This window comes from Stenotrophomonas sp. CASM101 (assembly GCF_049384845.1).
Lineage (GTDB): Bacteria > Pseudomonadota > Gammaproteobacteria > Xanthomonadales > Xanthomonadaceae > Stenotrophomonas > Stenotrophomonas hibiscicola.
In genome coordinates, this window is record NZ_JBMRFR010000001.1 from 259,969 (window position 1) to 285,658 (window position 25,690).

Sequence of the window (25,690 nt, forward strand, 5' to 3'; positions counted from 1 at the left end):
GTGGACGCCCGTATCAACGCTGCGGCCAATGCCAGGCCGGCGCATCCAGCAGGCCCTGCCCGCTCAACAGCGTGCGGCCCAGTTCCTTGTACAGATGCAGCGAATGGCACCCTGGCGCCTGTTCCAGCGCCGCGATCAGGCGGCTGGCGTGTGACACCACCCATACCTGGCTGCGCGCACTGGCTGCGATGATCAGCCGCGCCAGCGCCGGCAGCAGGTCCGGATGCAGGCTGGTCTCCGGCTCGTTGAGCACCAGCAGCGGCGGTGGACGCGGCGTGTGCAGCGCAGCAGCCAGCAGCAGGAAGCGCAGCGTACCGTCGGACAGTTCGGCCATCGACAACGGCCGCAGCAACCCCGGCTGGTGGAAGCGCAGGGCCAGTCGACCGTCCAGCTCTTCAAAGCCGACCGTGGCACCGGGGAACGCATCATCGACGCTGCGTGCCAACGCCACCGGGTCACCGATCTCGAGGATGGTGACCCAGGCCGCGGCCAGATCCCGGCCGTCGTGATGCAGCACCGGCGTGCGCGTGGCCATCGCCGATTGCCGCGCCGGGGCATCGGCATCGCTGCGGAAATGATCGTAGAAGCGCCAACGCCGGATGTACTCGCGCAGGGCGATGGTTTCCGGCAGGCGCTGCGGATCGCCGACCTGGGTGAACAGGCTGTCGAACAGCGACAACCTGTCATCCACCAGATCCCAACCGCGCGCATGACGTTGCCGAACCATTGCCCCACGGCGATCAACCAGCAGGTTGGCGCTGCGCAGGAACGGGCCGGCCCAGATCGCCTCCACCTTGATCTGCGGGTCCAGTGCGAAGGCCGATCGACTGGGCGGCGGGTAGCCCAGATCGATGGCGTAGCCGAATTCGTCAGTGGCGAAGCCCAACTTCAATCCCACCGATTCCTGGCGTGGGCCGCCCTGCAGGGGGATTTCGCCGGCAGCAACCCGACGGTCCATTTTTTCCGGACCCGCCCACAGCGCCGAGCCCAGCCCGCCTTCGCGGGCCAGCACCGCCGCGACGCCGCCCTGCGCGGTCTCGGCCAGCAGGCGCAGGGCACGGTACAGGCTGGACTTGCCACTGCCGTTGTCACCGGTCACCACATTCAACTGCTGCAGCGGCAGTACGAGCCCGTGCAGCGAACGATAGTGGGCGATGGCCAGGGTCTGCAGCATGGGCGGCGTCCGGGGAAACAGGGCGTCATGCTGGCCGGTTCTGATCGCAGGAGCTGCGACGCCAAGTGAAACGGGAAGAGCATCCACGCATGGCGTGGATCTACTGGAGCGGCATCGAATCATCCACGCGTCGCATGCGTTCAACGCGCGAACCGCCGTGTTTCAGTCCGCCCGTTCCACCCGGTTGCGACCTTTGCCCTTGGCCCGGTACAGCGCCTTGTCGGCACGTGCCAGCGTCTCATCCACGCTTTCACCGGGCTGGTGCTGGGCCACTCCAATACTGATCGTGACCGGGAACCCCAGCGGCAGATCAGCAACGGCCAGGCGCAGGAACTCGCACTGAAGTTCGGCGGTTTGCAGGTCGGTCGCCGGCATCACCGCCACGAACTCCTCGCCGCCATAGCGCGCGGCCATGCCACGGCCGGCGAAGTGCGAGCGCAGCAGCGTGCCCAGCTCGGCCAGCACCCGGTCGCCGGTGGCGTGGCCCTGGAAATCGTTGATGTGCTTGAAGTGGTCGATGTCCAGCAGCGCGACGCAGGCCACAGCGGGCTGATCCCCGGTCACCGCCACTGCCTCGTCCAGCGCCGCCGCCATCGCGCGGCGGTTCGGCAGGCCGGTCAGCGCATCGGTGCGGCTCTGCTCGGCCAGGTCGGCGTTCTGCGCCAGCAGCACGTCGTGGTACTCCGACAGCAGGCGCTCGTAATCATCGCGTTCCAGCATGTGGTTCTGGATGTCGAGCGCGAAACGGCGCAGCTCCATCACCAGCATCACCTGCCGCGACAGCGCGGCCAGCGCCTCGGCCTTGTCGCTTGGCAGGTGCTGCGGCTGTGCATCGAACACGCACAGCGTACCCAGCGGCAGGCCATCGGAACTGATCAGCGGCGCACCGGCGTAGAAGCGGATGTGCGGGTCGCCGGTCACCACCGGGTTGTCGTGGAAGCGGATGTCCTGCAACGCATCCTCGACCACCATGATTTCGTGCGGCTGCAGGATGGCGTGGCCACACATCGATTCGCTGCGCAGGTTTTCCGCCGCGTCGATGCCCTGGATCGACTTGAACCATTGCCGTTCGACGTCAATCAGGGTCACCGCCGCCATCGAGGTACCGCAGACCGCCTTGGCGATCGCCACCAGGTCGTCGAATGACTTCTCGCGCTGCGAATCAAGGATCCGGTAGCGGTACAGCGCCTCGAGCCGGAGGGCTTCGTTGGCAGGCTTGTCGGGCTTGATCATGCAGCGTCACTTCCGGCAGGTCACTGCAAAGTCTAGCTGATGCCGGCGCGTAATCCGCACAACGGGTAGTGCCGGCCGCTGGCCGGCATCCCGCGCGCATTCGATGCCTGGAGTAGCCGGCCAGCGGCCGGCACTACCGCGCGTTACCAGTCCAGCTGCTTCGGCAGCAGGCCCTGCAGCTCCTGCTCGGTCAGGTTGCGCCACTGGCCCGGCTTCAGCGCGCCGATCTTGATGTTGTCGATGCGCACGCGGCGCAGCTGGGTCACGCGATAGCCGAACTCGGCAGCCATCAGGCGGATCTGCCGGTTCAGGCCCTGCTGCAGGGTGATGCGGAAACCGAACTTGGCGATGCGCGAGGTCTTGCACGGCAGCGTCATCTGGTCGTGGATGCGCACGCCGCGCGCCATGCCGCGCAGGAACTCATCGGTGACCGGCTTGTTCACCGCTACCAGGTATTCCTTCTGGTGGCCGTTCTCGGCACGCAGGATCTGGTTGACGATATCGCCATTGCTGGTCATCAGGATCAGGCCTTCGGAGTCCTTGTCCAGGCGGCCTATCGGGAAGATGCGCTGTTCGTGGCCGACGAAGTCGACGATGTTGCCCTTGACCGAAGTTTCGGTCGTGCAGGTGACGCCTACCGGCTTGTTCAGTGCGATGTAGACGTGGCGGCGGGCGCCGGGCTTGCGTGCCACGCGGGCGCGCAGCGGCTGGCCGTCGACCAGCACCTGGTCTTCCTCGCCTACCACCGCGCCGGTACCGGCCGGATGGCCGTTGACGGTAACGCGGCGCGCGGCGATCAGGCGATCGGCCTCGCGGCGGGAGCAGAAGCCGGTGTCGGCGATATGTTTGTTGAGTCGGGTGGTCATCGGCCCATTATCCGGCATCGCCGCCCGCTGCGCTTCATGCCAGGGCGGGCGGATCAAGCTCCTCGCCGTCGAACACCCGGTTGCGGCCCGCCCGCTTTGCCACGTACATGGCATGGTCGGCGCGCCGCAGCAGCCCGGCCAGATCGTCCTCGCCCGGTCGCCACTGCGCCAGGCCGATGCTGGCGGTCACCTCCAGCCCCGGCACCTGCAGGGCCTGGCCAGCCTCGGTGATGCGCTGGCGCAACCGGTCCAGTCGCGCCGAAGCGGCCTCGCGCGGCATGCCCGGCATCAGCAGCAGGAACTCTTCGCCGCCCATCCGTACCACTTCGTCCTGGCTGCGCACTGCCACGCGCAGGGCACGCGCCACCGCCACCAGCACCAGGTCGCCCACGGCGTGACCATGGCGGTCGTTGATGTCCTTGAACAGGTCGATGTCGAGGAAGCCGATCACCAACGGGCCGCGCTCACGGTCCACCCGTTCCAGATGGCGGGCCAGCTGCTGCAGTCCGGCGCGACGGTTGGGAAGCCCGGTCAGGCCGTCGGTCTCGGCCAGCTGGCGAAGTTCATCACGCTGCTGGCGCAGCCGGCCCAGCCGCTGGTTCAACGCATACGCGGCCATCATCAACAGCCAGGTCACCGCCAGCTGCAGCGCCTCCACCCGGTATTCCAGCAGCCACGCCGCACCACAGGCATCGGCGATGATCAGTACCAGCATCGGTGCCAGCGCGGCCAGACCCGCCTGCGCCCAACGGTCGCCGCGCCAGCGTGCCCAGACGCCGACCATCAGTGCCAGGCCACATCCGGACAGATAGGACACCTGCAAGCCCTTCGCGACCCAGGCCAGATGCTCCCAGCGCAGCCACGGCACCAGCACGGCCAGCGCCATCAGGGCCCACAACACCGCCACTTGGGCCGGGCGCGATCGAGGCAGCACGCGATCGCCTCCGTTCAGCCGCCACAGCGCCGGCAGCACCAGTGCCTGGGTCGCAGCGGTCAGCGCCAGCAGCCACCAGGCGCCGTGCTCGCCCACCGGCAGCCAGGGTTCCGGATAGCCGCTGAGCCCGCCGAGGATGGCCTGCCACAGCACCATCACGGTGGTGCCGGCGATGTAGACCAGGAAACTGCGGTCCCGGGTGGTCAGGAAGGCCATCAACGCCGACAGCGCCAGCGCGATCGCCACCGCGATGCAGGCCGCGCGCACCAGCAGGCGGGCGGTGTCGTTCTGCTGCACCGGGCTGGGCGCGCCCAGCCGCAGGGTCGGTACCCAACGTGTCTTCAGCGGTGTCTGCCAGGAGACCAGGAACGGCTCATGGCTGCCGGCCGGCGGTACCGCCACCAGGCCGATGCCAGCCCGGAAACGTGAATCGCGGGTGCGCGCGTCGTGCATGTTGCCGCAGATCTCGCGGTCACCATGCTGGACGCGCACTTCACCGGCAAAGACGTTGAACACGTCCAGCGCCTGCGGTTGGCCTGACCAGCCCTGCGGCGGAGCCGGTACCAGCACCTGCTGGCGGGCGCCGGACAGCATCTGCGGCGTGCATGCGCGGTGCGGCGTCGGCTCGTCGGTAGCGCCGCCGACCAGGAGATAATCATGACCCGACACGGCCTCCGCAGCCTGAAGCGGCCACGGCAACGCCAACCACACCATCAGGACGGCCAGCACCGCTCCTGTTCCATACCGCCACTGCCTGCCGCCCACGCCACGTCCTGTTCCTGCTTACGTCCGCGCCCACTGCGCGCCGCCCCTGACGCGCATTATCGCAGCCGGGCACGCCACGCATGTGTACACCAAAGTCGGCGCCCGCGGTTCAGCCAGCCGCCGGCGGCCCCTTCACCGCGACCAGCCGTACCGGGCGCAGATCGACCAGGGTCAGCCGCTCCAGCGGCTGCGGCCGTTCGATGGCATAGCCCTGCAGCCCCTGTACGCCAAGCCGGGTCAGCGCACCGGCAACCTCGGCGGTCTCCACCCACTCGGCCACCACTTCCATCTGCAGCTCGCGCCCGAGCTCGCTGATCGCGCGCACCGTGGCATGGCTGACAGGGTCGGTATCCATGTCGCGCACGAAGGCGCCGTCGATCTTCAGGATGTCCGCCGGCAACTGGCGCAGGTAGCCGAAGGAAGACAGGCCGGAGCCGAAGTCATCCAGCGCCATCCGGCACCCCCGTGCCTTCACCGCATCGATGAAGGCGCGGGCCTGGCTGAGGTTGCTGATCGCCGCAGTCTCGGTGATCTCGAAGCACAGCTTGGAGGCCAGCGTGCGGTTGCGCTCGAGCAGGTCGCAGACGAAGGCGAGGAATCCCGGTTCGGCGATCGACTGCGCGGACACGTTGACGTTGCACAGGCCCAGCTGGCGCACGTGCGCCGGGCACACCTGCAGGTGGCGGAACAGCAGCCCGAGCACGTGCCGGTCCAGCGCCACCGCCATGCCATAGCGCTCCACCGCCGGCATGAACTGGCCGGGCAGATGCAGGCTGCCATCGGTGCCACGCATGCGCACCAGCACCTCGTAGTGCAGGTAGGACGGATCCCCCACGCGGGCGATGCGCTGTGCATACAGCAGCATGCGATTCTCGGCCATCGCCAGGCTGACGCCCTGCAGGCGCTCGGCCTCCTGCCGCCGCTCCTCCAGCGCCATGCGGTTCTCATTGAAGCAGTGCACGCGGTTGCGCCCGGCCTGCTTGGCGGCATAGCAGGCGCTGTCGGCGGCACTCATCAACCAGTTCACGTCCGGCGCATCTGCACTGACCTCGACCACGCCGATGCTGCAGCTCAGCTGCGGGCTGCCCTCGCTGATCGGAAACGTGGCCTGGCCCAGGTTGCGGATCACCCGCTGCAGCACGCGCTTGGCCTCGTCCTGCCCGGCATGGGCGAGGAACACCGCGAACTCGTCCGCACCCAGCCGGCCGACCCAGTCACCATCACGCACCGCCGCCACCAGGTACTCGGCGAAGGCGCGCAGCATCTGGTCACCAGCGGCGTGGCCGAAGCTGTCGTTGACCAGCTTGAAATGGTCCAGGTTGATATAGCACAGCGCGTGCGTGCCGCCTTCGCTGCGCACCTGCAACAGCGCGCGTTCCAGCAGCCGTTCGATCTCGCGGCGGTTGATCAGGCCGGTCAGCGGGTCATGGCTGGCGTGGTGCTCGATCTCGCGCGCCAGTGCATGGTTCTGGCTGACGTCCTCGATGATCGCGAACACCGACAGGCCACCGGCGGCGCTGCGCACGCCGGTGCCGCTCCAGCGGCCCCAGACCAGGCTGCCATCGCGACGGCGGAAGCGCAGTTCGCTCGGCCGCAGCTGCCGGTCCCAGTCGATACGGCCCACCCCATCGATGACAAGCTCGCCGTCCATCAGCAGATCGCCCAACGACATCTGCAGCAGCACGTCGCGCCGGTAGTCGAGGATATCGGCCATCGCCTGGTTGGCTTCGATCACCTTGCCTTCGGTGTCGAGCTTGAGCATGCCGACATTGGCCTGATAGAAGGCGGCGCGGAAGCGGCTTTCATGTTCGGTCAGGTCCTTGCCGACGCGGCGCGCGAGGGCCACCGCCATCAGGCTGATCGCAAGCACCGACAGCCCACCAACCACGAGCGTGGCGATCCGCACCATCGTGGCCATGCGCAGCAACGCTCGGGAAAACGACTGCGCCTGCACCTGCAGCCGCCGGTCCAGATCGCGCAACTGTTGCAGGTAACGGTCGCGGTCGGCCACTGGCAGCGTGCCTTCGGCGTGCGCCGACTGCAGCTCGGCGACCAGCCGCTGCACCGCCAACAGGTCATCGTCGGTCTGCCGCCACAACGCGGTTGCTTCGCGGAAGGCGCCGATGTCGCGTGCATAGCGGAACGAGAACACCAGACGCGGGATATCGGCATGCGCGTTGCCACCCTGCAGGAAGCCCTGCCGGGCCTTCTCCTCGTCCGGTACCGCCTGTTCCAGCGCCAACCGGGCCTGCAGATCTCCCAACGGAATCCGCAGGGCCTGGCGCGCGTCCTCCAGGTCCTGGGCATGGCCGCGCGCCAGGTAGCGGCTCAGCGCAGCAGTGGCATCCTGCTGCCCGCGTGACCAGTAACCCTGCCCGGCGATCCAGGCCGTCGAAGCCGCCTGCAGTTCCTGGATCAACGCGGACAATGCGACCAGCCCGATCGCCATGCCCGTCAACAACGCAAAGCGCAATCCCAGCCCACGGGTCATCGGCACCCGCCGGCTCTGCTGGTCCGTGCCACTTCTACCCATCCCGGATCCCCCCGAATGTGCTGCGGTGACAACCTGCCTTGGAACCGGCCCAGCCTATGACCGGCAATGTGTGGGCCATGCGAAAAAGGGGACGGAGGGGATTAAGTCGTTTTCGGCATAAGCGCATGGCCTGCCATTTACGACTTAATCCCCTCCGTCCCCCTTTTCCTGTACGCCAGCCCGGGGGCTGGCGTTGTTATGGACGGCTGCGGGTGCGGCTTAGAAGCTGCGCGGGCCGCGCGGCTTGAAGCCGTCACGACGCGGCGGGCGGCTGTCGCGGTCACCGCCGCGGTCGCCACCATGGCCACCCGGACCACCCGGGCCACCACGACGCGGGCCACCCGGGCCGCCCGGGCCACGCTTGTCGAAGCGCGGCTTGAACGGACGCGGGGCCGGGTTGGTTTCTTCACCCGGAGCCAGCGCACGCATCTGCAGCTGCTGGCCGGACACCCACACCTTCTGCAGGTGCGACAGCACGTCCGGCGGCATCTGTGCCGGCAGGTCCAGCAGCGAGAAGTCGTCGTGGATGTCGATGCGGCCGATGAAGCGGCTTTCCAGGCCCGCTTCGTTGGCAATGGCGCCGACGATGTTGGCCGGCTTCACGCCATGCTGATGCCCCACCGAAATGCGGTAGGTCTCCATGCCCTGCTCCGGTGCACCACGCGGCGGAACCTCACGGCGCGGACGCTGCTCGAAACCACCTTCGGCGTCGTCGCGACGCGGGCCACGCTCGAAGCGCGGACCGCGCTCGTTGCGGTCGAAGCGATCGCCACGCTCCGGACGGTCGCCACGGTCGAAACGCTCGCGCGGGGCGCGCTCTTCACGCGGGGTACGCACCGGCGGCTGCAGCAGGAACGGGGTGTCACCCTGCAGCATCCTGGCCAGCGCGGCGGCGATCTCGATGGCCGGCACGTTCTGCTCGTTCTCGAAGCGCTCCAGCAGCTGGCGGTAGAAGTCCAGGCCACCGGCACCCAGGGTTTCGCTGATGCGCGAGGTGAACTTGTTGATGCGGGTGTCGTTGACCGCTTCCACGCTCGGCAGCTGCATCTCTTCGATCGGCTGGCGGGTGGCGCGCTCGATCTGGCGCAGCATGCCCTTCTCGCGCGGGGTCGCGAACAGGATCGCCTCGCCGCTGCGGCCGGCACGACCGGTACGGCCGATGCGGTGCACGTAGCTTTCGGTGTCGTACGGGATGTCGTAGTTCAGCACGTGGCTGATGCGCTCCACGTCCAGGCCGCGCGCGGCCACGTCGGTGGCAACCAGGATGTCCAGCTTGCCTTCCTTCAGCATGGCGATGGTGCGCTCACGCTGGGCCTGCTGCATGTCGCCGTTGATGGCGGCAGCGGCCAGGCCACGGGCCTGCAGCTTGCTGGCCAGTTCTTCGGTGCCGGCCTTGGTGCGCGCGAAGATGATCATCGCGTCGAACGGCTCGACTTCCAGGATGCGGGTCAGCGCATCCAGCTTGTGCATGCCGCTCACCCACCAGTAACGCTGGCGGATGTTGGCCGAGGTGGTGGTCTTGGCCGCAATGGTCACTTCCACCGGATCCTGCAGGTAGGTCTGCGCGATGCGGCGGATCTGCGGCGGCATGGTGGCCGAGAACAGGGCCACCTGGCGCTGCTCCGGCAGCTTCTTCAGCACCGCTTCGACGTCGTCGATGAAGCCCATGCGAAGCATTTCATCGGCTTCGTCCAGCACCAGGGTCTTCAGCTCGGACAGGTCCAGGGTGCTGCGGTCCAGGTGGTCGATCACGCGGCCGGGGGTACCGACCACGATGTGCACGCCACGGCGCAGCGCCGACAGCTGCTGCCCGTAAGGCTGGCCGCCGTACACCGGCAGCACGCGGAAGCCCGGGATCTTCGACGAGTAGGACTGGAACGCCTCGGCGACCTGGATGGCCAGTTCGCGGGTCGGCGCCAGGATCAGGGCCTGCGGCTTGATCTGCTGCAGGTCGATGTTGGACAGTACCGGCAGTGCGAACGCAGCGGTCTTGCCGGTACCGGTCTGGGCCTGGCCCAGCACGTCGCGGCCTTCCAGCATCGCCGGGATGGTGGCGGCCTGGATCGGCGACGGGGTTTCGTAGCCGATGGCGGTGACCGCCTGCATCACGGGCTCGGACAGGCCGAGCTGCGCGAACTGCAGCGGCGCTTGGGAATCTTGGGACATGGGGAACTCCGAAGGCACTGCCGTCTTCCTGGCAGTGCGATAAAAAAGGGATGGTCCGCGCTTTGGGCGCCCTTCTTATCGCGTGCCCTGGCGCTGCTCGGTCGGAGGAGATTTCACTCGCTCAGAGCGGGATGATACCGCATTGATCCTGAACGAGGCGTACAGCTTTCCGTGCGCGTGCCGTCGAGCCCGTGCTGGCGCACAATACGCGCCCGCTTCCCGGCCCGGCCGCTGGCCTGCGCCCTCTTCCCAGGAACCCGCTCCATGCAGATTCTCGAATTCGACCTCGACGGTGACTACGTCGAACTCAAGCAGCTGCTCAAGCTGGCCGACCTGGTCACCAGCGGCGGCGAGGCCAAGATGGTCATCAGTGAAGGCCAGGTGCGGGTCGATGGCGAAATCGAGCTGCGCAAGGCCTGCAAGATCCGCGCGGGCCAGGTGGTCGAATTTTCCGGCAGCCAGATCCGGGTGCTGGCTGCCGGCTGATCTGAAGCCGTTCAGGCCACGCGCTGGGTCAGGTGCGAGGCGATCAGCTGCCTGAACGGTGCCACGCCCTGCGCCAGGCGCAGGCCAGCCGCACGCAGCAGGCGCGCCGGGCGACGGTCGTCGGTGTACAGGCTGGCGATCGCATTGGTGGCTTCGTAAAGCGGCCGCGACGCCAGCCGATGGCCCCGCTGGTAGCTGGTCAGCATGCCGGCGGCAGCAATGTCGGCACCGCGACGCTGCTGCGCGACGATGCCCTGCGCCAGCCGCTGTGCGCTGGCCAGGCCCAGGTTGAAGCCATGCGCGGTGACCGGATGCATGCCGACTGCGGCATCGCCGATCAGCGCAGAACGCTCGCCGACGAAACGGTGCGCGTACACACCTACCAGCGGGTACGCCTGCGGCGTCGCCACCGGCTGCATGCGGCCCAGGCGATGTTCAAAGCACGCACTGATGGCATCGCCGAAGGCCACCTCATCCATCGCCAGCAGTTCTTCGATCTGCCGCGGCTGCAGCGTGATCACCGCCGATGCCTGGCCCTCGTTGAGCGGCAGCAGCGCCATGGTGCGGCCGTAACCGAACCATTCCCAGGCCGTGTGGTGATGGTCGCGCTCGACCTGCATGCGGCACACCAGCATCGACTTGCCGAAGTCGCGCATCTGCGCACCGATGCCAAGCATGCGGCGGGTGGCGGAGAAGCGGCTGTCAGCCGCGACCAGCAGGCGGGCGTGCAGTTGGCTGCCGTCATCGAGTCTGACCACGTGGCCCTGCGCATCGGCCTGGACGCGCTGCACCTTGCGCCCGTCGAACAGGTCCAGACCATCCTGGTCCTGCACGGCATTCCATGCAGCGCGGCGGATCAGATGGTTGGGCACCAGCCAGCCCAGCGGCTGGCCGTCGACCTGGCTGCTGGCGAAGGTCAGCGCGAACGGCGAACCGCCGTTCATCACCTTGGCATCTCGCAGTTCAGCGACTTCGGCCGGCGGCAGGCGCTGCCACAGCCCCAGCTGCTCCATGCTCTGCCGCGAGGCATGGGTCAACGCGATCTCGCGGCCATCGAAGGCGGCCTCGGCCAGCGCCTGGCGCGGTTGAACTTCGACCAGCCCGACCTCCAGGCCACTGCCGGCCAGCGCCCGAGCGAAGCACAGGCCCGCCGGTCCGGCGCCGACCACCACCACGTCCATCCTGCGCATGCGCGTCTCCTGCCGTTGATTCAGTCCGGGCCAGCATAGCGCCGTGCGCCTGACCGTCCTTGATCTGGATCAGGCGCGGGTCACAACAACGCGAACACCAGCGCCAGGATCGACAGCAGCGACACCAGCCACACCAGGCTGCGCAGGTAGGGCACGCCGGCCGCGTACAGGGGCAGATAGACCACACGCGCCCAGAAGTAGGCCTGCGCAGCCAGCGCCGTGGTGCCGTTGCCGCGACCGGACACGACTACTGCAATGGCGGCAGCGGCGAAGAACGGGAAGGTTTCCAGGAAGTTGGCCTGGGCCCGCTGCAGGCGGCCGGCCAGCGGGCTGAGCGGCTTTGCATCGCCATCGCGTGCCGAGGCATTCCACTTCATCCCGCGCTCGCGGGTGACCACGGTGGAGGTGGCGAAGATGTACACGAAGCCGAGCACGATCGACCAGGCCAGCATTGTCAGTTCAGTTGCCATCGCTCATCTCCTCAGGGTGCCGACGCACGCAGGCTGTAACCGGCCAGGCGCCACACTTGGTCTTCGTCGAAACGGAACGAGACCAGCTCGCGCACCGGCTGCGCGCTGTTGGCGAAACGGGTCGGGAAGCTGACGTTGATGTACAGCCCTTCCGGCACCGCAGCACCGGCGCTGTACTTGACCCGGGTGATGGTGGGCTGGCCACGCCCGGCCAACGCACCCAGGCGCGCACGCTCGGTGGTCAGCTGGCTGACGAAGGCGGCCTTCGGCACTGCACGACGGGCGACGGCCGAAGCGCCATCCCACAGTTCGCCGGCGCGGTTGGCATCGACCAGCTGCGCCGCCTTCAACGCAGCCGCGCCCATTTCGGCGTCCTGCTTCTGCACCTGCGCCTGCTGCGCGGCGGTCAATGCCGGAGCGCCGGCGGTGGCCGGTTTCGCAGCCGCCGGCGATGCCGGGGCCGGGCGCGCGGGTGCCGGTGCCGGCGTGGCCGGCGCAGGTGCCTGCGCCAACGCAGTCAGGGGCAGCAGGGACAGCAGCAGGAGCGCGCGCTTCATGGACACCGCCGGTTCTCGAGGAAAGGACCGCAGTCTACGCCAGCGCGGTGAGCGGTTCGTCAGCGCGCGTGGGCGTTGCCTTCCACCGCCGCCGCATCGGCCTGCGCCGCAGACTTGCCTGCATCGTCGGCTGCCTGCTCGGCCATCGGCGGTTCCGGCGGTGCCGGGGGCAGCGTCGCCACATCGATCTCCGACAGCGGGCTTTCGTCCGGGCACACCGCGTCGGGAAAGCCGAAGCGCTGTTTCAACGCCTGGCCGCAGCTGTTGATCGACTCCATGTCGGCGCCTTCGCGCTTGCATTGCTGGTCGAAGGCGACCAGGAACGCGTCCTTGCGCTGCACGAAATCATCGCCGCAGGCACGCATCTGCTTGATCCGTTCCAGATCATCCTGCACCGCATTGGTCCCATCCAGGCCGTACTGGCGCAGCTCGTCCGGAGTCAGCAGGCGCAGGCTGCGGTTGGGCACGGTCATCATCAGATCGGCCACGCCCACCGCCACGCCATTGCGCTGCAGATAGTCCTTCACGTTGTCGTAGACCTCGTGCAGCTCGCGGTTGAGTTCCGCGCGCGAGGTGGCCTTGGAGCTGATCCGCATCATGCGGTGGATGCCGACCTTGCCCGACAGCAGGCGGTTGTCACCGGCGGCCAGCACGAACACGCAGGCGCTGTGGCAGATCGAGCCTTCGCGCACCCAGATGGTCCAGCCGGATTCACCGATGCTGTCACCGGCAACGATCGCCGATTCCACCTGGCCGCCGCTGGAATCCAGATCGAGGATGCGCTTGTGGATCTTCTGCTGGTCGGCGACCACCGCCAACCGCCACATCATCTCGGCGAAGCCCGGATTGATCTTGCCGGCGTAACGCACGCGCATCAGGCCGCGCTCGGCGCACGGCGCCAGCGCCTGGGTGATCTGCTCGCGCTGCAGGCCTTCCAGCTCGACACCGTCGCCGGCATCGCCAGCATATTCCGTGCTGCAGCTGACCCAGGCACGGCCATTCTCAAGCTGCGCCTGCGGCCACGGCCGATCCGCCTGGCTGCGCGGCGGCGCTGGCGGTGGCGGTGCATCGGCCGCATTGATCGACACCATGTTCTCGCCATCGCTGGCCGGTGCCCGCGCCGCCTTGTCGGCAGCAGTCACATTGCCCGGATTTTCCAGCTGGCTGCAGCCCGCCAGGACCAGGCACAACAGGGGCAACCAGCGGCGTTTGGCGGACATCGGGCAACCAGTCTTCACGTGAGCAGGAGCCACAGTCTACCCGTCCGGGGCACCCGTTCAGCGCGTGGCACTGAACCCCTTCTGACCCTCTGGCTCCAACCTTTTCATTACAGCGTCTTGCACCACTCCATCCACGCATGGCGTGGATCTGCCGTGTCGACCAAGGTCGACACCCAGAGCGGGATGCCGTTCCGGCAGGCCGCGGGAAACTGTCGAAGGCGGGGTGGGTCCGGTGGCAGGGGCGTGAGCGCCATGGATGGCGCAACCGAGCTACAGGGACGTACTTGCAGCGCCCCTGCCACCGGCCCCACCCCGCCCTCCCGCAGGAAGCCTGCTGTTGCTGTTGCCTCTGCGGGTGCAGGGCGCAGCCCTGCCCAACCCTCTTCAGCATCCATGTCCGAATGTGGCGAGTATCTCCAGCCGCACACGCCTAGACTGGCGCCATGGATACCGCCCTCGCCCTCGACACCGCCGCCTGCGACCGTGCCCGCCTGGCCCGCGACGCACGCTTCGACGGCGTGTTCTTCACCGCCGTGCGCAGCACCGGCATCTACTGCCGCCCGGTGTGCCCGGCACCGCCACCGAAGCCGCGCAACATCACCTACTACCCCACCGCCGCTGCGGCCGCAGCTGCCGGCTACCGCCCATGCCTGCGCTGCCGTCCTGAACTGGCACCGCAGGCCCAGCAGGCATTGGCCGGGCAGACCGTGCAGCGCGCACTCGCCCTGATCCATGGCGGCTTCCTTCAGGAGCAGCCCGTCGCGGACCTCGCGCAGAAGATCGGCCTGAGCGCGCGCCAGCTGCAGCGCCTGTTCGTTGAACACCTGGGCGCGACGCCGGCGCAGATCCACGCCACCCATCGCCTGCTGCTGGCCAAGCAACTGCTGACCGAGACCACGCTGCCGGTGACCGACGTTGCGCTGGCCGCCGGCTACAACAGCCTGCGCCGCTTCAACACCGCCTTCCTGCAGGGTTGCGGCATGGCACCGACGGCGCTGCGCCGCCAGCACCAGCCGCTGGCCGCCGATGACGGCGGCCTGGTGCTGCGCCTGGTGTATCGCCCGCCGCTGGACTTCCCGCGCATGCTGGCCTTCCTGCGCAAACGCAGCCTGCCTGGCATCGAACTGATCGGCGAAGACAGCTACCAGCGTGTGCTGGGCACGCCCGAACGCCCCACCCTGCTGCGGGTCACCGCCGACCCGAAGCGCCCGGAGTTGCGCCTGCAGCTGGGCGCGGTCGATCCGCGTCTGATTCCGGACATCGTGCGCCGCGTGCGCCGCGTATTCGATCTGGACGCGGACCTGCAGCAGGTGCACGCCGCGCTGAGCGAAGAACCCTTGCTGGCGCGCGGCATCGCCGAACGCCCCGGGCTGCGCGTACCCGGCGGCTGGGATGGCTTCGAGGTGGGCGTACGCGCCGTGCTCGGACAGCAGGTCAGTGTGGCCGCAGCCACCACCTTCGCGCGGCGCCTGGTCGACGCCTATGGCGCGCACCTGCCGGGCATGCCATCGGAATTCGATCGCCAGTTCCCGGCGCCCGAGGTGCTGGCCGAGGCGCCCCTGGAATCGATCGGCCTGCCGCGCAGCCGCGCCGCCACCGTGCGTGCGCTGGCGGCCGCCTGCGCCAGCGGCCAGCTCGACTTCGCGCCCGGGCAGGCATTGGAGGAATTCGTTGCGCGCTGCGTCGCGCTGCCCGGCATCGGCCCGTGGACGGCGCAGTACATCGCCCTGCGCGGGCTCGGCCAGCCCGATGCGTTCCCGGCCGGCGATCTTGTACTGCAGCAGGTGCTCGGCCACGCGCAGGGCCAGCGCCTGAGCGAACGTGCAACCGAAGCGCGCTCGCAACCGTGGCGGCCGTGGCGCGCCTACGCGGTGCTGCACCTGTGGCACCTGTCCGGCACGTTCGTTGGAGAACCGACATGACCCTGTTGTTCGACCGTTTCGACAGCCCGATCGGCGTGTTGACCATCGCCGGTGACGAACGTGGCCTGTCACATGTGCTTTTCCCCGAGAACCGCCATCCGGCACGCGGGCGCGATGACTGGCACTACGCACCGGATGCGCTGCCGGAAGCGCGCGAGCAAGTGCTGCAGTTCCTGCACGGCGAACGCAGCAGCTTCGACCTTGTGCTGGCACCACGCGGCACGCCGTTCCAGCTGCGTGTGTGGCAGGCGCTGGCGTTGATTCCGTTCGGCCAGACCTGGAGCTACCTGCAGCTGGCGCAGCACCTGGGCCAACCCAGCGCGACCCGTGCGGTCGGTGCAGCCAACGGGCGCAACCCGCTGCCGATCATCCTGCCCTGCCACCGCGTGATCGGCAGCAACGGCGCACTGACCGGTTTCGGCGGCGGCCTGGAAACCAAGGCGGCGCTGCTTCGGCTGGAACAACGCCAGGCCCCGCTGTTCGCCTGAGAGGGCTGGCCGGGCTGCGCTCGGCACCCGCAGAGGCAACGGCAAGGTCAAGAGCCAATACAGCTCCGATTTTCTACGCGTTGGGTGGGGCGGTATGGGTGGGCAGGACACGCCGTAAACCCATCCATGGGGGCTCGATGGCGCCATCCATGGCGCCAACGGTCCTGCCAACCCACACCGCCCCACCTTCGACAGATTCCCGCGGCGGTGGGTAGGTGTCGACCTTGGTCGACGCGGTAGATCCACGCCATGCGTGGATGAAGCGTCTGTAAATTGTCTGGAGAAAAGCCCCCTTCTTGTTGAAGGGGGCGCGCCGACAGGCGCGGGGATAAGGAAAAATGCGCGGACACGGCGCGCAATAGTGCGCCGTGTCTTGGGCGCGTCATTACCTCGCACTATCATGCGCGGATGACTTCCGTACGCCTGACCTGCGCGCTGGCGCTGCTGCTGCCATTGGCCGCCTGCACCACCACGCCCGCGCCTTCCGCCTCCGTTCCCACACCCGTCGCTGCGGCTGCGCCGCCCAAGCTGCTGCTGATCTCCATCGATGGCCTGCGTGCCGACGCGCTGGACCGCGGCCTGACCCCGAACCTGCAGCGACTGATCGACGGCGGCGTGCGTGCACGCTGGATGACGCCGTCCTATCCGTCGCTGACCTTCCCCAACCACTACACCATCGTCACCGGCCTGCGTCCGGACCACCACGGCATCGTCAACAACAGCATGGACGATGCAACCCTGGGCCGTTTCGAACTGAGCAACCGCGACGCGGTCACCACCAGCGGCTGGTGGGGTGGCGAACCGATCTGGGTCAGTGCCGAGAACGCTGGCGTACGTTCGGCCACCACGGCGTGGCCGGGCAGTGAGTCTGAAATCCGCGGCGTGCGCCCCAGCAAGTGGCGCGTGTACGACGGCAAGCAACCGCTGGAACAGCGGGCCGGCATCGTGCTCGACTGGCTGGCGCAGACCGATGCTGATGCACCGCGCCTCACCACGCTGTACATGGAACACGTGGACAAGGCCGGCCACAACTACGGCCCCGAGTCGAAGCAGTATGCCGACGCCATCGTGCGCGCCGACCAGATCGTCGGCCAGGTGCTCGATGGGCTGCAGCAGCGCGGCCTGGCCGCGACCACCAACGTGATCGTGGTCTCTGACCATGGCATGGCCAGCGTGCCGGTCGGCCAGGTGATCTCCACCGAGTCGATGGCCGACCCGGCCATCGCGCGCAATGTCAGCCAGGGCCAGTCGGTGGGTTTTGCGCCGGTCGCCGGCCACGACGCGGAAGCCGAACGCGCCCTGCTCGGACGCCACGCGCACTACGAATGCTGGAAGAAGGAGAACCTGCCGGCACGCTGGCACTACGGCACGCATCCGCGGGTTCCGGCCATCGTCTGTGCCATGGATGAAGGCTGGGATGCCCTGCATCAGGAGAAAATCGCCAAACGCGACCATCAGGATCGCGGCTCGCATGGCTACGACAATGCCCTGCCCTCCATGCGTGCCGTGTTCGTGGCCAGCGGCCCGTCATTCCGACAGGGTTTGGTGATCGATGGCTTCGACAATGTCGACGTCTACCCGCTGCTGGCGCACCTGCTGCAGGTGCCGGCCGCGCCGAACGACGGAAATCCGGAAACGCTGAAGAAGACCCTGCGCTGATCCGATTGTAGAGCCGAGCCCACGCTCGGCTGCATTGCGCCGGGCATGGGCTCGGCTCTACAAGAACGTGCATAAAAAAACGCGGCGCCAGGCGCCGCGTTTTTCTTTGGACCGGTCGGTCGGCCGGATCAGGCCTTGGCGACGGCCTTCTTCGCCACAGCCTTCTTCGCCGGAGCCTTGGCCACGGTCTTCTTGGCAACCGGGGCGGCGGCGCCTACGGCGACCTTGCTCGCGGTGTGCGAACGGGCGTTGCCGTAGCTGGCGTTGTAGCGCTTGCCCTTGGCGGTCTTGCGGTCACCCTTACCCATGTCTTCAACTCCTCAAGTGTGAAATCTGGTTACCCCGTACTGACACGGGTTCGGCGGGGCCGCCTTGCTGGGCGCCCCCGCGCACGATCGAAAATCCTATCACGGAGCGCCTAGTGCGCGCAGCTGGCGTCGTGCACGTGGCCGTGGTTGAGGCGAAGATTGACCAGGTGGGCCACCCCCACCAGCAGGCCGCCGATGGTCATCACCACCGCATGCGGCACGGCGTTGTGGTGCAGCGGGTCGTACAGCACACCGGCCCACAACGCGACCAGGCCGGGAATCAGGAAGCCCAGCGCGCGCAGCGCGCCGTGGCGGCGGTAGCCCCATACCAGGCTGAACAGCCCGAGCAGGGTCACGAACACCACCAGCGCCTGCTCCACGCCATCGCCCAGCCAGAACGACAGGCCCAGCGAAGGCGCCGCCGCCAGCAGTACGGGAATCACCGCGCAGTGCACCGCGCACAGCATCGAACCGGTAGCGCCGAAACGGTCGAGCAGATGGCGCAGGCGTGAGGACAGGGACATGACTTCCAGCAGGGTCGGCGAATCGTTATGGAATAATATAACATCCCTTCCCGAACCGCACGGTTTCCCCTCCCCCTCTCCCATCGGCGGGATTCGTGCGCCCTGCGATTGATACATTGTAACAAAGGACCGATCCATGCCTGCCCACACCCCACGGCTCAAGCCGCATTCGCTGGCCCTGGCCCTCGCCGCCCTGCTTCCGACCGTTGCCTTCGCCGCCAGCGAAGACGATTCCCATCGTGACCGCCACCTGACTGAACTGTCGTCGGTGCAGGTCACCGCGTCGCCACTGCAGGGCGATGCCGAATCGCTGGCCCGCCCGGTGGAGGTTCTGGCCGGTGAGCGCCTGGACGAGCAGAAGGCCGGCACCCTCGGCGATACCGTGGCCAAGCTGCCCGGCGTGCAGAGCACCTTCTTCGGGCCCGGCGTCGGGCGCCCGATCATCCGCGGCCAGGAAGGCCCGCGTGTGGCCGTGCTGTCCAACGGCATGGGCAACATGGATGCCTCTACCGTCAGTGCCGACCACGCCACCAGCATCGAGCCGTTCCTGGCCGACCAGATCGAAGTGCTGAAGGGGCCGGCGACGCTGCTGTTCGGCAGCGGTGCCATCGGTGGTGCGGTCAATGTGGTCGACGGCCGCATCGCGCGGGAGCTGCCCGAGCGCCCGCTCAGCGGCCGCGCCGAGCTGCGTGGCAATTCGGTAAACAACGAGCGCAGCGGCATGTTCCGCCTCGATGGCGTCAGCGGCAATGTCGTGCTTCATGTGGACGGCCTGGTGCGCAATGGCGACGACTACCGTATCCCTGGCTACGCGGTGATCGACAGCCTGGAAGACCACCACGACGACCACGACCATGACCACGCAGGCGAGGAAGGCGAAGAGCCGCGTCGCGGCCGCCTCGACAACAGCTCGATCCGCACCCGTGCCGGTGGCGTCGGTGCGACCTGGCTGGGCGACGGCGGCTACTTCGGCGTGTCGGCCAGCACCTACCGCACCAACTACGGCATTCCCAACGGCGCGCACGTGCACGCCGATGGCGACGATCACGGCCATGACCACGGCCACGACCATGGCGACGAAGAGGAAGGCGGCGACGAGCATGACGTGCGCATCGACATGGTCCAGAACCGCTTCGAGACCAAGGCCGGCATCTATGACCCGGTCTCGTTCCTGAAGAACATCAACGCACGCGTGGCCTATACCGACTACGAGCACGTGGAGCTGGAGGCCGGCACGCCGTCGACCCGCTTCACCAACCGTGGCATCGAAGCGCGCCTGGAAGCGGTGCAGCAGCAGATCGGTGGCTGGGACGGTGCCTTCGGCCTGCAGTTCGGCAACAGTGATTTCGGTGCCAAGGGCGAAGAGGCGTTCGTTCCGGATACAGGCACGAAGAACATCGGCCTGTTCGTGCTGCAGGAAAAGCAGTTCGGACCGTTCAAGCTGGAACTGGGCGGCCGCCACGACCAGGTCAAGCTGGACCCGACCGGTGATTACCGGCGCCGCACGTTCGGCGCCACCAACCTGTCTGCCGCCGGCATCTGGAAGCTCAACGACGCCGTTGACCTGCGCATCGGCGTGGACAGCTCCGAGCGTGCACCGACCAACGAAGAGCTGTACGCCGCCGGCGCGCACATCGCCACCCGTTCGCTGGAAATCGGCGACGCCAACCTGAAGACCGAGCGCGGCCAGCGCGTGGAACTGGGTATCCACACCCACAGCGAGCGCCTGGACTTCTCCGCGTCGGTCTACCAGACCAGGTTCAAGGACTTCATCTACCTGGCCGACACCGGTGTTACCGAAGGCCTGCCGGTCCGCGCCTGGACCCAGCAGGACGCGGTGTTCCGCGGTGCCGAGGCCGAAGCGCTGGTGCACCTGTTCGAGGGTGGCGCCGGTGACTGGGATCTGCGCCTGTTCGGTGACTACGTGAAGGCCAAGCTGGATGGCAGCGGCAGCCGCAACCTCGACATTGCCGTTCCGCATGGCGACCACAACCATAACTACAGCGTGGAACTTGCCAACACCGGCTACCTGCCGCGCATCGCCCCGGCCCGCGTCGGTGCCGACCTGCGCTGGTCGAAGGACGGCTGGCGCGCCTCGGTCGGTGCGGTGCGTTACAGCCGCCAGAAGGACGTCGCGCAGAACGAGGAGCCGAGCAACGGCTACACCCTGGTCGACGCGCACCTGGCCTACCGCTGGGATCGCAACGCCAGTAACAGCTATGAGGTGTTCCTGGATGGCAGCAACCTGACCAACCGCGAAGTGCGCCCGCATACTTCGCTGCTGCGCGACTACTCGCCGCTGCCGGGCCGTGGTGTCGCGTTCGGCATCCGCGCGTTCTTCTGATCGGCCTGCGCCGTCGGAACATTACCTGAGGGGGCCGAAAGGCCCCCTTTTTTTGTCGTATATGGCATGAACTGGTGAAAGCGGCGCACTACCGACGCATCACCATCTGCTACGCGGCTAGACTCAGCCCGGTGTCAATCCAATAGACAAACTGAGCGGAAACAGTTGCACGGCCCTGAGTCTCGATGCCGAACTGGAAGAACGCTTCCTTGCAATCGCCAAACGCGGGAGAACCGCTTGGCTGGCCGGCGACATTGCGGAGGCAGAGCATCGCTTCCTTGAAAGCCGGGACATGATTCCAGAGCCGAAATCTGCTTATGGCTACGGCCAGATTACCTCGTATGGAATAGCTGTCTTCTATCGCGATACCGCTCAGTTTGAGAAGGCCAGAGCGTGGGCGATGGTCGCCAGAGGCATTTATGGACAAGGAGAAGCCTCAAGCGAGTACATGGACGAGCTCCTTGCAACGATTGAGTTCGAGGCCGGAGACCTGGATGGGGCCTACACACTATTTGAACCGCAGTACCGGAAGTACGGCCGTCGTGTCTTTGAGGGCCATGAGAAGGGGTTCATTGATTTCATCAAGAGCAGGAAGAAGGCCAGATGAGCGGATCAGCCACCGGCTAGCCGCATCCGTTCCGGCGCCAAGCCTTTTCATCCACGCATGGCGTGGATCTACAACAACTCCAGCGGGGGGCCTTCGGGCCCCGCTTTCGTTCAGATTCTCACCATCACGTATCCGTCACAAAGATGTGCGTACGACAACAAGCGGACAATCCCGTCACTCAAAGTCTCGCCAATCGGACACTAATGTCCGAAAATATACCCATGACCGCCCAACGTGCCGATGCCGCTGCCCGCCGCGCCCTCATCCTCGACGCCGCCGATCATGTGTTCGGCCAACACGGTGTCACCGCCCCGCTGGACCTGGTGGTTGAACGCGCCCAGGTGGGCCGCGCCACCCTGTACCGCAACTTCCCCGACCGCACCGCGCTGATCCAGGCGCTGCTGCAGCGTACGGTCGACCGCATCCGGCGCCAGGTCGAACAGCTCGGCGACCGCGACGACGCCCTGTTCGAGGTATTCGAGGGCATGGCCCAGCGCATCATCGATTCGCCGGCGCTGGCCGATTACTGGCGTGCGGTCGATTCGGACGTGCCGTCCATGCGCGCTGCGCGCGAGACCGTGCGCGACCTGCTGGAGGAACCGATCGCGCGCGCCAAGGCCGCCGGACTGTGCCGTGCCGACCTGGAAAAGACGGATATTTCACTGATCTCGGGCATGCTGGGTGCGGCCCTGCGCGGCAAGACCCGCGACGAGCGCGCCCAGTTGGCCGGGCGCGCCCTGCAACTGTTGCGTGGCGGTCTCCAGGGAGCTGCCAGCGAGGCCCGTTGATGGTCCAGCCGTATCTGAAGCCGGTTCCGGATTGGGAGGAACATGAGAAGCCGACCATGCCCGGCTCGGCGTCGATGCCCTGGCACCCGCCGTACCGGCGTGCGGCCTATGCGCTGGTATCGTTGCTGGTAGCGATCACCGGCGGCCTCGGCAATGCGCTGGTAACCGCCAACCTGCCGTTCCTGCAGGGCCAGCTGGCGCTGACCCCGACCCAGGGCAGCTGGCTGGTAGCGGCCTATGCCATGGTCAACGTCACCGCCAACCTGCTGGCCTTCAAGTTCCGCCAGCAGTACGGCATCCGCCTGTTCGCCGAAATCGGGCTGGGGCTGTATGCGGCGCTGGCGGTGCTGCACCTGTTCGTCGGCAGCTTCGAGACCACGATGCTGACCCGTGCCGCCAGCGGCTTCGCCGGCGCGGCCTGTTCAACGCTGGGCACGCTGTACATGCTGCAGGCGCTGCCGCGGCGCTTCACCGGCAATCTGCTGGTGGTCGGCGTCGGCCTTTCCCAGCTGGCGGTGCCGATCGCTTGGATCGTCTCCCCGGGCCTGGTCGATACCGGCCAGTGGCACCAACTGTACTCGTTCGAGGCCGGCCTGGCCCTGTGCGCCTTCGCCGCAGTGGTAGTGCTGAAGCTGCCGCCGGGCATCCAGGTGAAGGCGTTCGAGCCACTGGACTTCCTCACGTTCGCGCTGCTCGCCCCGGCCGTCGCCCTGCTGGTGATCGTGCTGGCGCAGGGCTACACGCGCTGGTGGCTCAATACAGCGTGGCTGGGCTGGGCGCTGATCGCTTCGATCGTGCTGTCCACCACCGCCTTGATCATCGAGCACTACCGGCGTAACCCACTGCTGCAGATCCGCTGGCTGTCGACGCTGCCGGTGCTGCATTTCATCGTCGGCGCCTTCCTGATCCGCTTCCTGACCACCGAGCAGTCCTACGGCGTGGTCAACCTGATGCGCACGCTGGGCATGGGACCGGACCAGATGCGGCCGCTGTTCGTGGTGATCCTGGCCGGGGTGATCACCGGAATCGCCGGTGCCTCGCTTACCTTCGGCCCGAAGCGGCTGATCGCCCAGCTGCTGATGGCGATCCTGCTGCTGGGCGCCGCCGCGTTCTTCGACCAGCACCGCACCAGCATGGATCGGCCGCACGACTTCTACGCCAGCCAGTTCCTGGCCTCGGTCGGTGCGGGCATGTTCATGGGGCCCCTGATCATGCTTGGCATCTCTGCTGCGCTGAAACAGGGCGTGGACCACATGATCACCTTCCTGGTGACGCTGTCGATCACGCAGACGCTGGGCGGCCTGGCCGGCTCGGCGGTGCTGGGCACCTTCCAGCTGCATCGCGAGCAACTGTATTCCAGCGCGCTGACCAGCCAGCTCGATCCGGCCGATCCGATGGTAGCGCAACGCCTGCGTCTCCAGCAGCAGCTGTACAGCGCCCAGATCACCGACCCGGTCCTGCGCAGCGCACAGGGCAGCGCGCAGCTGGCACAGACCACGCGCCGAGAAGCCAACGTGCGTGGCTTCAACGATGTGTTCACCCTGAGCGGTTGGCTGGCGATCGGTTTCCTGTGCTGGTTGCTGCTGCTGTCGCTGCGTACCGCCGTACTGAAGCAATGGCGCAAGCGCCACCCGCCCGTGTCCACCGCGGCCACGCCGGCCGCATCCCGTTGAGTCCCCCCATGCCTCCCGTGCCGCCCCGACCCGACGACGCCGACAACGTCACCCCGCCGCCGCCCACCGACGCGGCGCCCGCGTCCACGCCGGTAGAACCCGCGGTCGCGCCGAAGTACCTCAAGCCCAGCGCGCGCAGCGTGGCGGTGATGGTGATTGTCGCCCTGCTGGGCATTGCGCTGATCCTGCGTGCCTGGCACCTGTGGCCGTTCACCAGCAGCGTGATGGTGACCGACAACGCCTATGTGCGCGGCCAGATCACGGTGATGGCGCCGCAGGTGAACGGCTATGTGACCGAGGTGCTGGTGAAGGACTTCCAGCACGTGAAGGAAGGCGAGCCGCTGCTGCGCATCGATGACCGCATCTATGCGCAGCGTGTCGCCCAGGCGCAGGCAACGCTGGACAGCGCGCGTGCGGCGCTGGCCAACTCCGACCAGTCGCAGGCGCAGAACCGTGCGCAGATCGCCTCGGCGCGCGCCACGCTCTCGGCCGGCCAGGCCGAACTGCAGCGCTCGCGCAACGAGCTGAAGCGCTACGAGGAACTGGCCGCACAGCAACTCGTGTCGATCAATGACCGCGACAAGTTCCGCACCAGCCAGGCCTCGGCGCAGGCCAGCGTGCAGCAGTCGCAGGCGCAGATCCGCATCGCCGAGGAAACGCTGGTGTCGACCCAGGTCGCGCGCAAAAGCCTGGAGGCCCAGGTGGAAAGCGCGCAGGCGCAGCTGGAGCTGGCCCGCATCGATCTGGCCAATACGGTGATCCACGCACCGCGCGACGGCCAGATCAGTGAAGCCAGCGTACGCGTGGGCCAGTACGTCGCGGCCGGCTCGCAGCTGCTGTTCCTGGTACCTGACACGCTGTGGGTGGTGGCCAACTACAAGGAAGGCCAGACCTGGGGGATGGCGATCGGCCAGCCGGCCACGTTCTCGGTGGACGCGTTCCAGGGGCAGGTGCTGAAGGGCCGTGTCGAAGAGATCGCGCCCGCCACCGGGTCGGAGTTCAGCGTGTTGCGCCCGGACAATGCCAGCGGCAACTTCACCAAGGTGGTGCAGCGGCTGCCGGTGCGGATCTCGATCGATCCGGGTCAGGCACTGGCGGCGCGGCTGCGGCCCGGCATGTCGGTGATCGTGCGGGTGGATACGGCAGGCAAACCGAAGGACTAGCCCTTGTCATGAAACGGGGTCAGATCCCTTTTGCCAATGGCAAAGGGATCTGACCCCACTCAGGATGCCGGCCAGCGGCCGGCACTACCATTGCATTACCCCGCGCAGCGCGCGCAGAGACCGTGCACTTCAAGGGTCTGTGCCTGCGGCTGGAAGCCCAGTTCCTTGGCGCGCTTTTCCAGCTGGCTGACGATTTCCCGGTCTTCCAGTTCCACCGCGCTGTGGCAGCTGTTGCAGATCAGGAACGGCACCGAATGCGCGGCGCTGCTGGGGTGGTGGCAGGCCACGAAGGCATTCACCGATTCCAGCTTGTGCACGAAGCCATTGGCCATCAGGAAGTCGAGGGCGCGGTACACGGTGGGCGGGGCATCAGCACCCACACCCTTGCCGTTGCGCACCCATTCCAGCAACTCATAGGCCTTGACCGGCTTGCCGGCCTCGGCGATCAGCTTCAGTACATTGGCGCGGATCGGGGTAAGGCGCAGCCCGCGTTCGCGCGAGACACGCTCGACCACCGCCACGAAATCCGATGCGTCGTGGACGTGGTGGTGCGGGGCGGTACAAGCAGTGGCGGTCTTGGCGGACATGCGCGTTCTCCGGTTCGGGCCTGGCAAGGATGC

General features: G+C 67.4%; 22 protein-coding genes. 9 read left to right on the top strand and 13 right to left on the bottom strand.

What is annotated here, in order from left to right; all coding sequences use genetic code 11:
- Positions 1-13 precede the first annotated feature (13 nt).
- The 6 genes from VG543_RS01320 to VG543_RS01345 all read right to left on the bottom strand — a co-directional run bounded on the left by VG543_RS01320 (position 14) and on the right by VG543_RS01345 (position 9,671).
- On the bottom strand, positions 14-1,174 hold the full coding sequence (locus VG543_RS01320) for an AAA family ATPase (RefSeq protein ID WP_423177521.1): 1,161 nt from the start codon (positions 1,172-1,174) through the stop codon (positions 14-16).
- Positions 1,175-1,336: 162 nt separating this feature from the next.
- On the bottom strand, positions 1,337-2,407 hold the full coding sequence (locus tag VG543_RS01325) for a sensor domain-containing diguanylate cyclase (RefSeq protein ID WP_058983380.1): 1,071 nt from the start codon (positions 2,405-2,407) through the stop codon (positions 1,337-1,339).
- Positions 2,408-2,550: 143 nt separating this feature from the next.
- Positions 2,551-3,273: a pseudouridine synthase gene (locus VG543_RS01330; protein WP_019659152.1), complete on the bottom strand. Its 723-nt coding sequence runs from the start codon at positions 3,271-3,273 to the stop codon at positions 2,551-2,553.
- A 34-nt stretch (positions 3,274-3,307) separates the two neighbouring features.
- Positions 3,308-4,972: a sensor domain-containing diguanylate cyclase gene (locus tag VG543_RS01335; RefSeq protein ID WP_423177523.1), complete on the bottom strand. Its 1,665-nt coding sequence runs from the start codon at positions 4,970-4,972 to the stop codon at positions 3,308-3,310.
- 109 nt (positions 4,973-5,081) lie between these two features.
- The gene (locus VG543_RS01340) at positions 5,082-7,505 is read right to left on the bottom strand and encodes a putative bifunctional diguanylate cyclase/phosphodiesterase (RefSeq protein WP_423177524.1); all 2,424 of its coding nucleotides are present in this window, start codon (positions 7,503-7,505) and stop codon (positions 5,082-5,084) included.
- Between the two features lie 219 nt (positions 7,506-7,724).
- Positions 7,725-9,671: a DEAD/DEAH box helicase gene (locus VG543_RS01345; protein ID WP_251102961.1), complete on the bottom strand. Its 1,947-nt coding sequence runs from the start codon at positions 9,669-9,671 to the stop codon at positions 7,725-7,727.
- 264 nt (positions 9,672-9,935) lie between these two features.
- Between VG543_RS01345 and VG543_RS01350 the strand changes: the two genes are divergently transcribed.
- Positions 9,936-10,157 carry an RNA-binding S4 domain-containing protein gene (locus tag VG543_RS01350; RefSeq protein ID WP_019659156.1) on the top strand — a complete coding sequence of 74 codons (222 nt, stop codon included), beginning with the start codon at positions 9,936-9,938 and terminating at the stop codon, positions 10,155-10,157.
- Between the two features lie 11 nt (positions 10,158-10,168).
- Here the strand turns inward: VG543_RS01350 and ubiM are convergent, their stop codons facing one another.
- The 4 genes from ubiM to VG543_RS01370 all read right to left on the bottom strand — a co-directional run bounded on the left by ubiM (position 10,169) and on the right by VG543_RS01370 (position 13,594).
- Entirely contained in the window at positions 10,169-11,347 is a 1,179-nt protein-coding gene (gene ubiM, locus VG543_RS01355) for a 5-demethoxyubiquinol-8 5-hydroxylase UbiM (RefSeq protein ID WP_423177525.1), read from the bottom strand.
- A gap of 80 nt (positions 11,348-11,427) precedes the next feature.
- On the bottom strand, positions 11,428-11,817 hold the full coding sequence (locus VG543_RS01360; protein WP_019659158.1) for an MAPEG family protein: 390 nt from the start codon (positions 11,815-11,817) through the stop codon (positions 11,428-11,430).
- 11 nt (positions 11,818-11,828) lie between these two features.
- A complete protein-coding gene (locus VG543_RS01365) occupies positions 11,829-12,374 on the bottom strand; it encodes a DUF4019 domain-containing protein (protein WP_019659159.1) in 546 nt (181 codons plus the stop codon).
- A 59-nt stretch (positions 12,375-12,433) separates the two neighbouring features.
- Positions 12,434-13,594: a hypothetical protein gene (locus VG543_RS01370; protein WP_423177527.1), complete on the bottom strand. Its 1,161-nt coding sequence runs from the start codon at positions 13,592-13,594 to the stop codon at positions 12,434-12,436.
- Between the two features lie 443 nt (positions 13,595-14,037).
- Here VG543_RS01370 and VG543_RS01375 point away from each other — a divergent pair, with 443 nt between their 5' ends.
- The 3 genes from VG543_RS01375 (at position 14,038) to VG543_RS01385 (ending at position 17,663) form a co-directional block, all read left to right on the top strand.
- A complete protein-coding gene (locus VG543_RS01375) occupies positions 14,038-15,516 on the top strand; it encodes a DNA-3-methyladenine glycosylase 2 (protein ID WP_019659161.1) in 1,479 nt (492 codons plus the stop codon).
- Positions 15,513-16,004, top strand: coding sequence for a methylated-DNA--[protein]-cysteine S-methyltransferase (locus VG543_RS01380; RefSeq protein WP_423177528.1), 492 nt, complete (start codon positions 15,513-15,515; stop codon positions 16,002-16,004). The genes VG543_RS01375 and VG543_RS01380 overlap by 4 nt, the downstream gene beginning before the upstream one ends.
- Before the next feature lie 408 nt (positions 16,005-16,412).
- A complete protein-coding gene (locus VG543_RS01385) occupies positions 16,413-17,663 on the top strand; it encodes an ectonucleotide pyrophosphatase/phosphodiesterase (RefSeq protein ID WP_423177529.1) in 1,251 nt (416 codons plus the stop codon).
- A gap of 128 nt (positions 17,664-17,791) precedes the next feature.
- Here the strand turns inward: VG543_RS01385 and VG543_RS01390 are convergent, their stop codons facing one another.
- Complete coding sequence (locus VG543_RS01390) at positions 17,792-17,971, bottom strand: 30S ribosomal protein THX (protein ID WP_004150462.1); 180 nt, start codon at positions 17,969-17,971, stop codon at positions 17,792-17,794.
- Between the two features lie 110 nt (positions 17,972-18,081).
- Positions 18,082-18,495 carry a MerC domain-containing protein gene (locus VG543_RS01395; protein ID WP_021202517.1) on the bottom strand — a complete coding sequence of 138 codons (414 nt, stop codon included), beginning with the start codon at positions 18,493-18,495 and terminating at the stop codon, positions 18,082-18,084.
- Positions 18,496-18,631: 136 nt separating this feature from the next.
- On the opposite strand from VG543_RS01395, the gene VG543_RS01400 reads away from it, so the two are divergent.
- The 5 genes from VG543_RS01400 to VG543_RS01420 all read left to right on the top strand — a co-directional run bounded on the left by VG543_RS01400 (position 18,632) and on the right by VG543_RS01420 (position 25,070).
- The gene (locus VG543_RS01400) at positions 18,632-20,839 is read left to right on the top strand and encodes a TonB-dependent receptor (protein ID WP_423177530.1); all 2,208 of its coding nucleotides are present in this window, start codon (positions 18,632-18,634) and stop codon (positions 20,837-20,839) included.
- Between the two features lie 292 nt (positions 20,840-21,131).
- On the top strand, positions 21,132-21,446 hold the full coding sequence (locus tag VG543_RS01405; protein WP_312545285.1) for a hypothetical protein: 315 nt from the start codon (positions 21,132-21,134) through the stop codon (positions 21,444-21,446).
- 221 nt (positions 21,447-21,667) lie between these two features.
- Positions 21,668-22,234 (top strand): TetR/AcrR family transcriptional regulator, encoded by a 567-nt coding sequence (locus tag VG543_RS01410; protein ID WP_019659167.1) that lies wholly within the window; start codon positions 21,668-21,670, stop codon positions 22,232-22,234.
- On the top strand, positions 22,234-23,907 hold the full coding sequence (locus VG543_RS01415; protein ID WP_423177531.1) for an MFS transporter: 1,674 nt from the start codon (positions 22,234-22,236) through the stop codon (positions 23,905-23,907). The genes VG543_RS01410 and VG543_RS01415 overlap by 1 nt, the downstream gene beginning before the upstream one ends.
- Before the next feature lie 8 nt (positions 23,908-23,915).
- Positions 23,916-25,070: an HlyD family secretion protein gene (locus VG543_RS01420; RefSeq protein ID WP_021202514.1), complete on the top strand. Its 1,155-nt coding sequence runs from the start codon at positions 23,916-23,918 to the stop codon at positions 25,068-25,070.
- Between the two features lie 95 nt (positions 25,071-25,165).
- Here the strand turns inward: VG543_RS01420 and VG543_RS01425 are convergent, their stop codons facing one another.
- Complete coding sequence (locus tag VG543_RS01425) at positions 25,166-25,657, bottom strand: Fur family transcriptional regulator (protein WP_021202513.1); 492 nt, start codon at positions 25,655-25,657, stop codon at positions 25,166-25,168.
- Between the last annotated feature and the right edge of the window lie 33 nt (positions 25,658-25,690).

Bases quoted from the DNA above. Each gene is read 5' to 3' on its own strand.
- VG543_RS01415 (WP_423177531.1), top strand. From the start codon at position 22,234: ATGGTCCAGCCGTATCTGAAGCCGGTTCCGGATTGGGAGGAACATGAG.
- VG543_RS01350 (WP_019659156.1), top strand. From the start codon at position 9,936: ATGCAGATTCTCGAATTCGACCTCGACGGTGACTACGTCGAACTCAAG.
- VG543_RS01320 (WP_423177521.1), bottom strand. From the start codon at position 1,174: ATGCTGCAGACCCTGGCCATCGCCCACTATCGTTCGCTGCACGGGCTC.
- VG543_RS01380 (WP_423177528.1), top strand. From the start codon at position 15,513: ATGACCCTGTTGTTCGACCGTTTCGACAGCCCGATCGGCGTGTTGACC.
- VG543_RS01330 (WP_019659152.1), bottom strand. From the start codon at position 3,273: ATGACCACCCGACTCAACAAACATATCGCCGACACCGGCTTCTGCTCC.
- VG543_RS01370 (WP_423177527.1), bottom strand. From the start codon at position 13,594: ATGTCCGCCAAACGCCGCTGGTTGCCCCTGTTGTGCCTGGTCCTGGCG.
- VG543_RS01385 (WP_423177529.1), top strand. From the start codon at position 16,413: ATGACTTCCGTACGCCTGACCTGCGCGCTGGCGCTGCTGCTGCCATTG.
- VG543_RS01325 (WP_058983380.1), bottom strand. From the start codon at position 2,407: ATGATCAAGCCCGACAAGCCTGCCAACGAAGCCCTCCGGCTCGAGGCG.
- VG543_RS01405 (WP_312545285.1), top strand. From the start codon at position 21,132: ATGATTCCAGAGCCGAAATCTGCTTATGGCTACGGCCAGATTACCTCG.
- VG543_RS01400 (WP_423177530.1), top strand. From the start codon at position 18,632: ATGCCTGCCCACACCCCACGGCTCAAGCCGCATTCGCTGGCCCTGGCC.
- VG543_RS01390 (WP_004150462.1), bottom strand. From the start codon at position 17,971: ATGGGTAAGGGTGACCGCAAGACCGCCAAGGGCAAGCGCTACAACGCC.
- VG543_RS01345 (WP_251102961.1), bottom strand. From the start codon at position 9,671: ATGTCCCAAGATTCCCAAGCGCCGCTGCAGTTCGCGCAGCTCGGCCTG.
- VG543_RS01365 (WP_019659159.1), bottom strand. From the start codon at position 12,374: ATGAAGCGCGCGCTCCTGCTGCTGTCCCTGCTGCCCCTGACTGCGTTG.
- VG543_RS01420 (WP_021202514.1), top strand. From the start codon at position 23,916: ATGCCTCCCGTGCCGCCCCGACCCGACGACGCCGACAACGTCACCCCG.
- VG543_RS01395 (WP_021202517.1), bottom strand. From the start codon at position 18,495: ATGTCCCTGTCCTCACGCCTGCGCCATCTGCTCGACCGTTTCGGCGCT.
- VG543_RS01360 (WP_019659158.1), bottom strand. From the start codon at position 11,817: ATGGCAACTGAACTGACAATGCTGGCCTGGTCGATCGTGCTCGGCTTC.
- VG543_RS01340 (WP_423177524.1), bottom strand. From the start codon at position 7,505: ATGGGTAGAAGTGGCACGGACCAGCAGAGCCGGCGGGTGCCGATGACC.
- VG543_RS01425 (WP_021202513.1), bottom strand. From the start codon at position 25,657: ATGTCCGCCAAGACCGCCACTGCTTGTACCGCCCCGCACCACCACGTC.
- VG543_RS01375 (WP_019659161.1), top strand. From the start codon at position 14,038: ATGGATACCGCCCTCGCCCTCGACACCGCCGCCTGCGACCGTGCCCGC.
- VG543_RS01410 (WP_019659167.1), top strand. From the start codon at position 21,668: ATGACCGCCCAACGTGCCGATGCCGCTGCCCGCCGCGCCCTCATCCTC.
- ubiM (WP_423177525.1), bottom strand. From the start codon at position 11,347: ATGCGCAGGATGGACGTGGTGGTGGTCGGCGCCGGACCGGCGGGCCTG.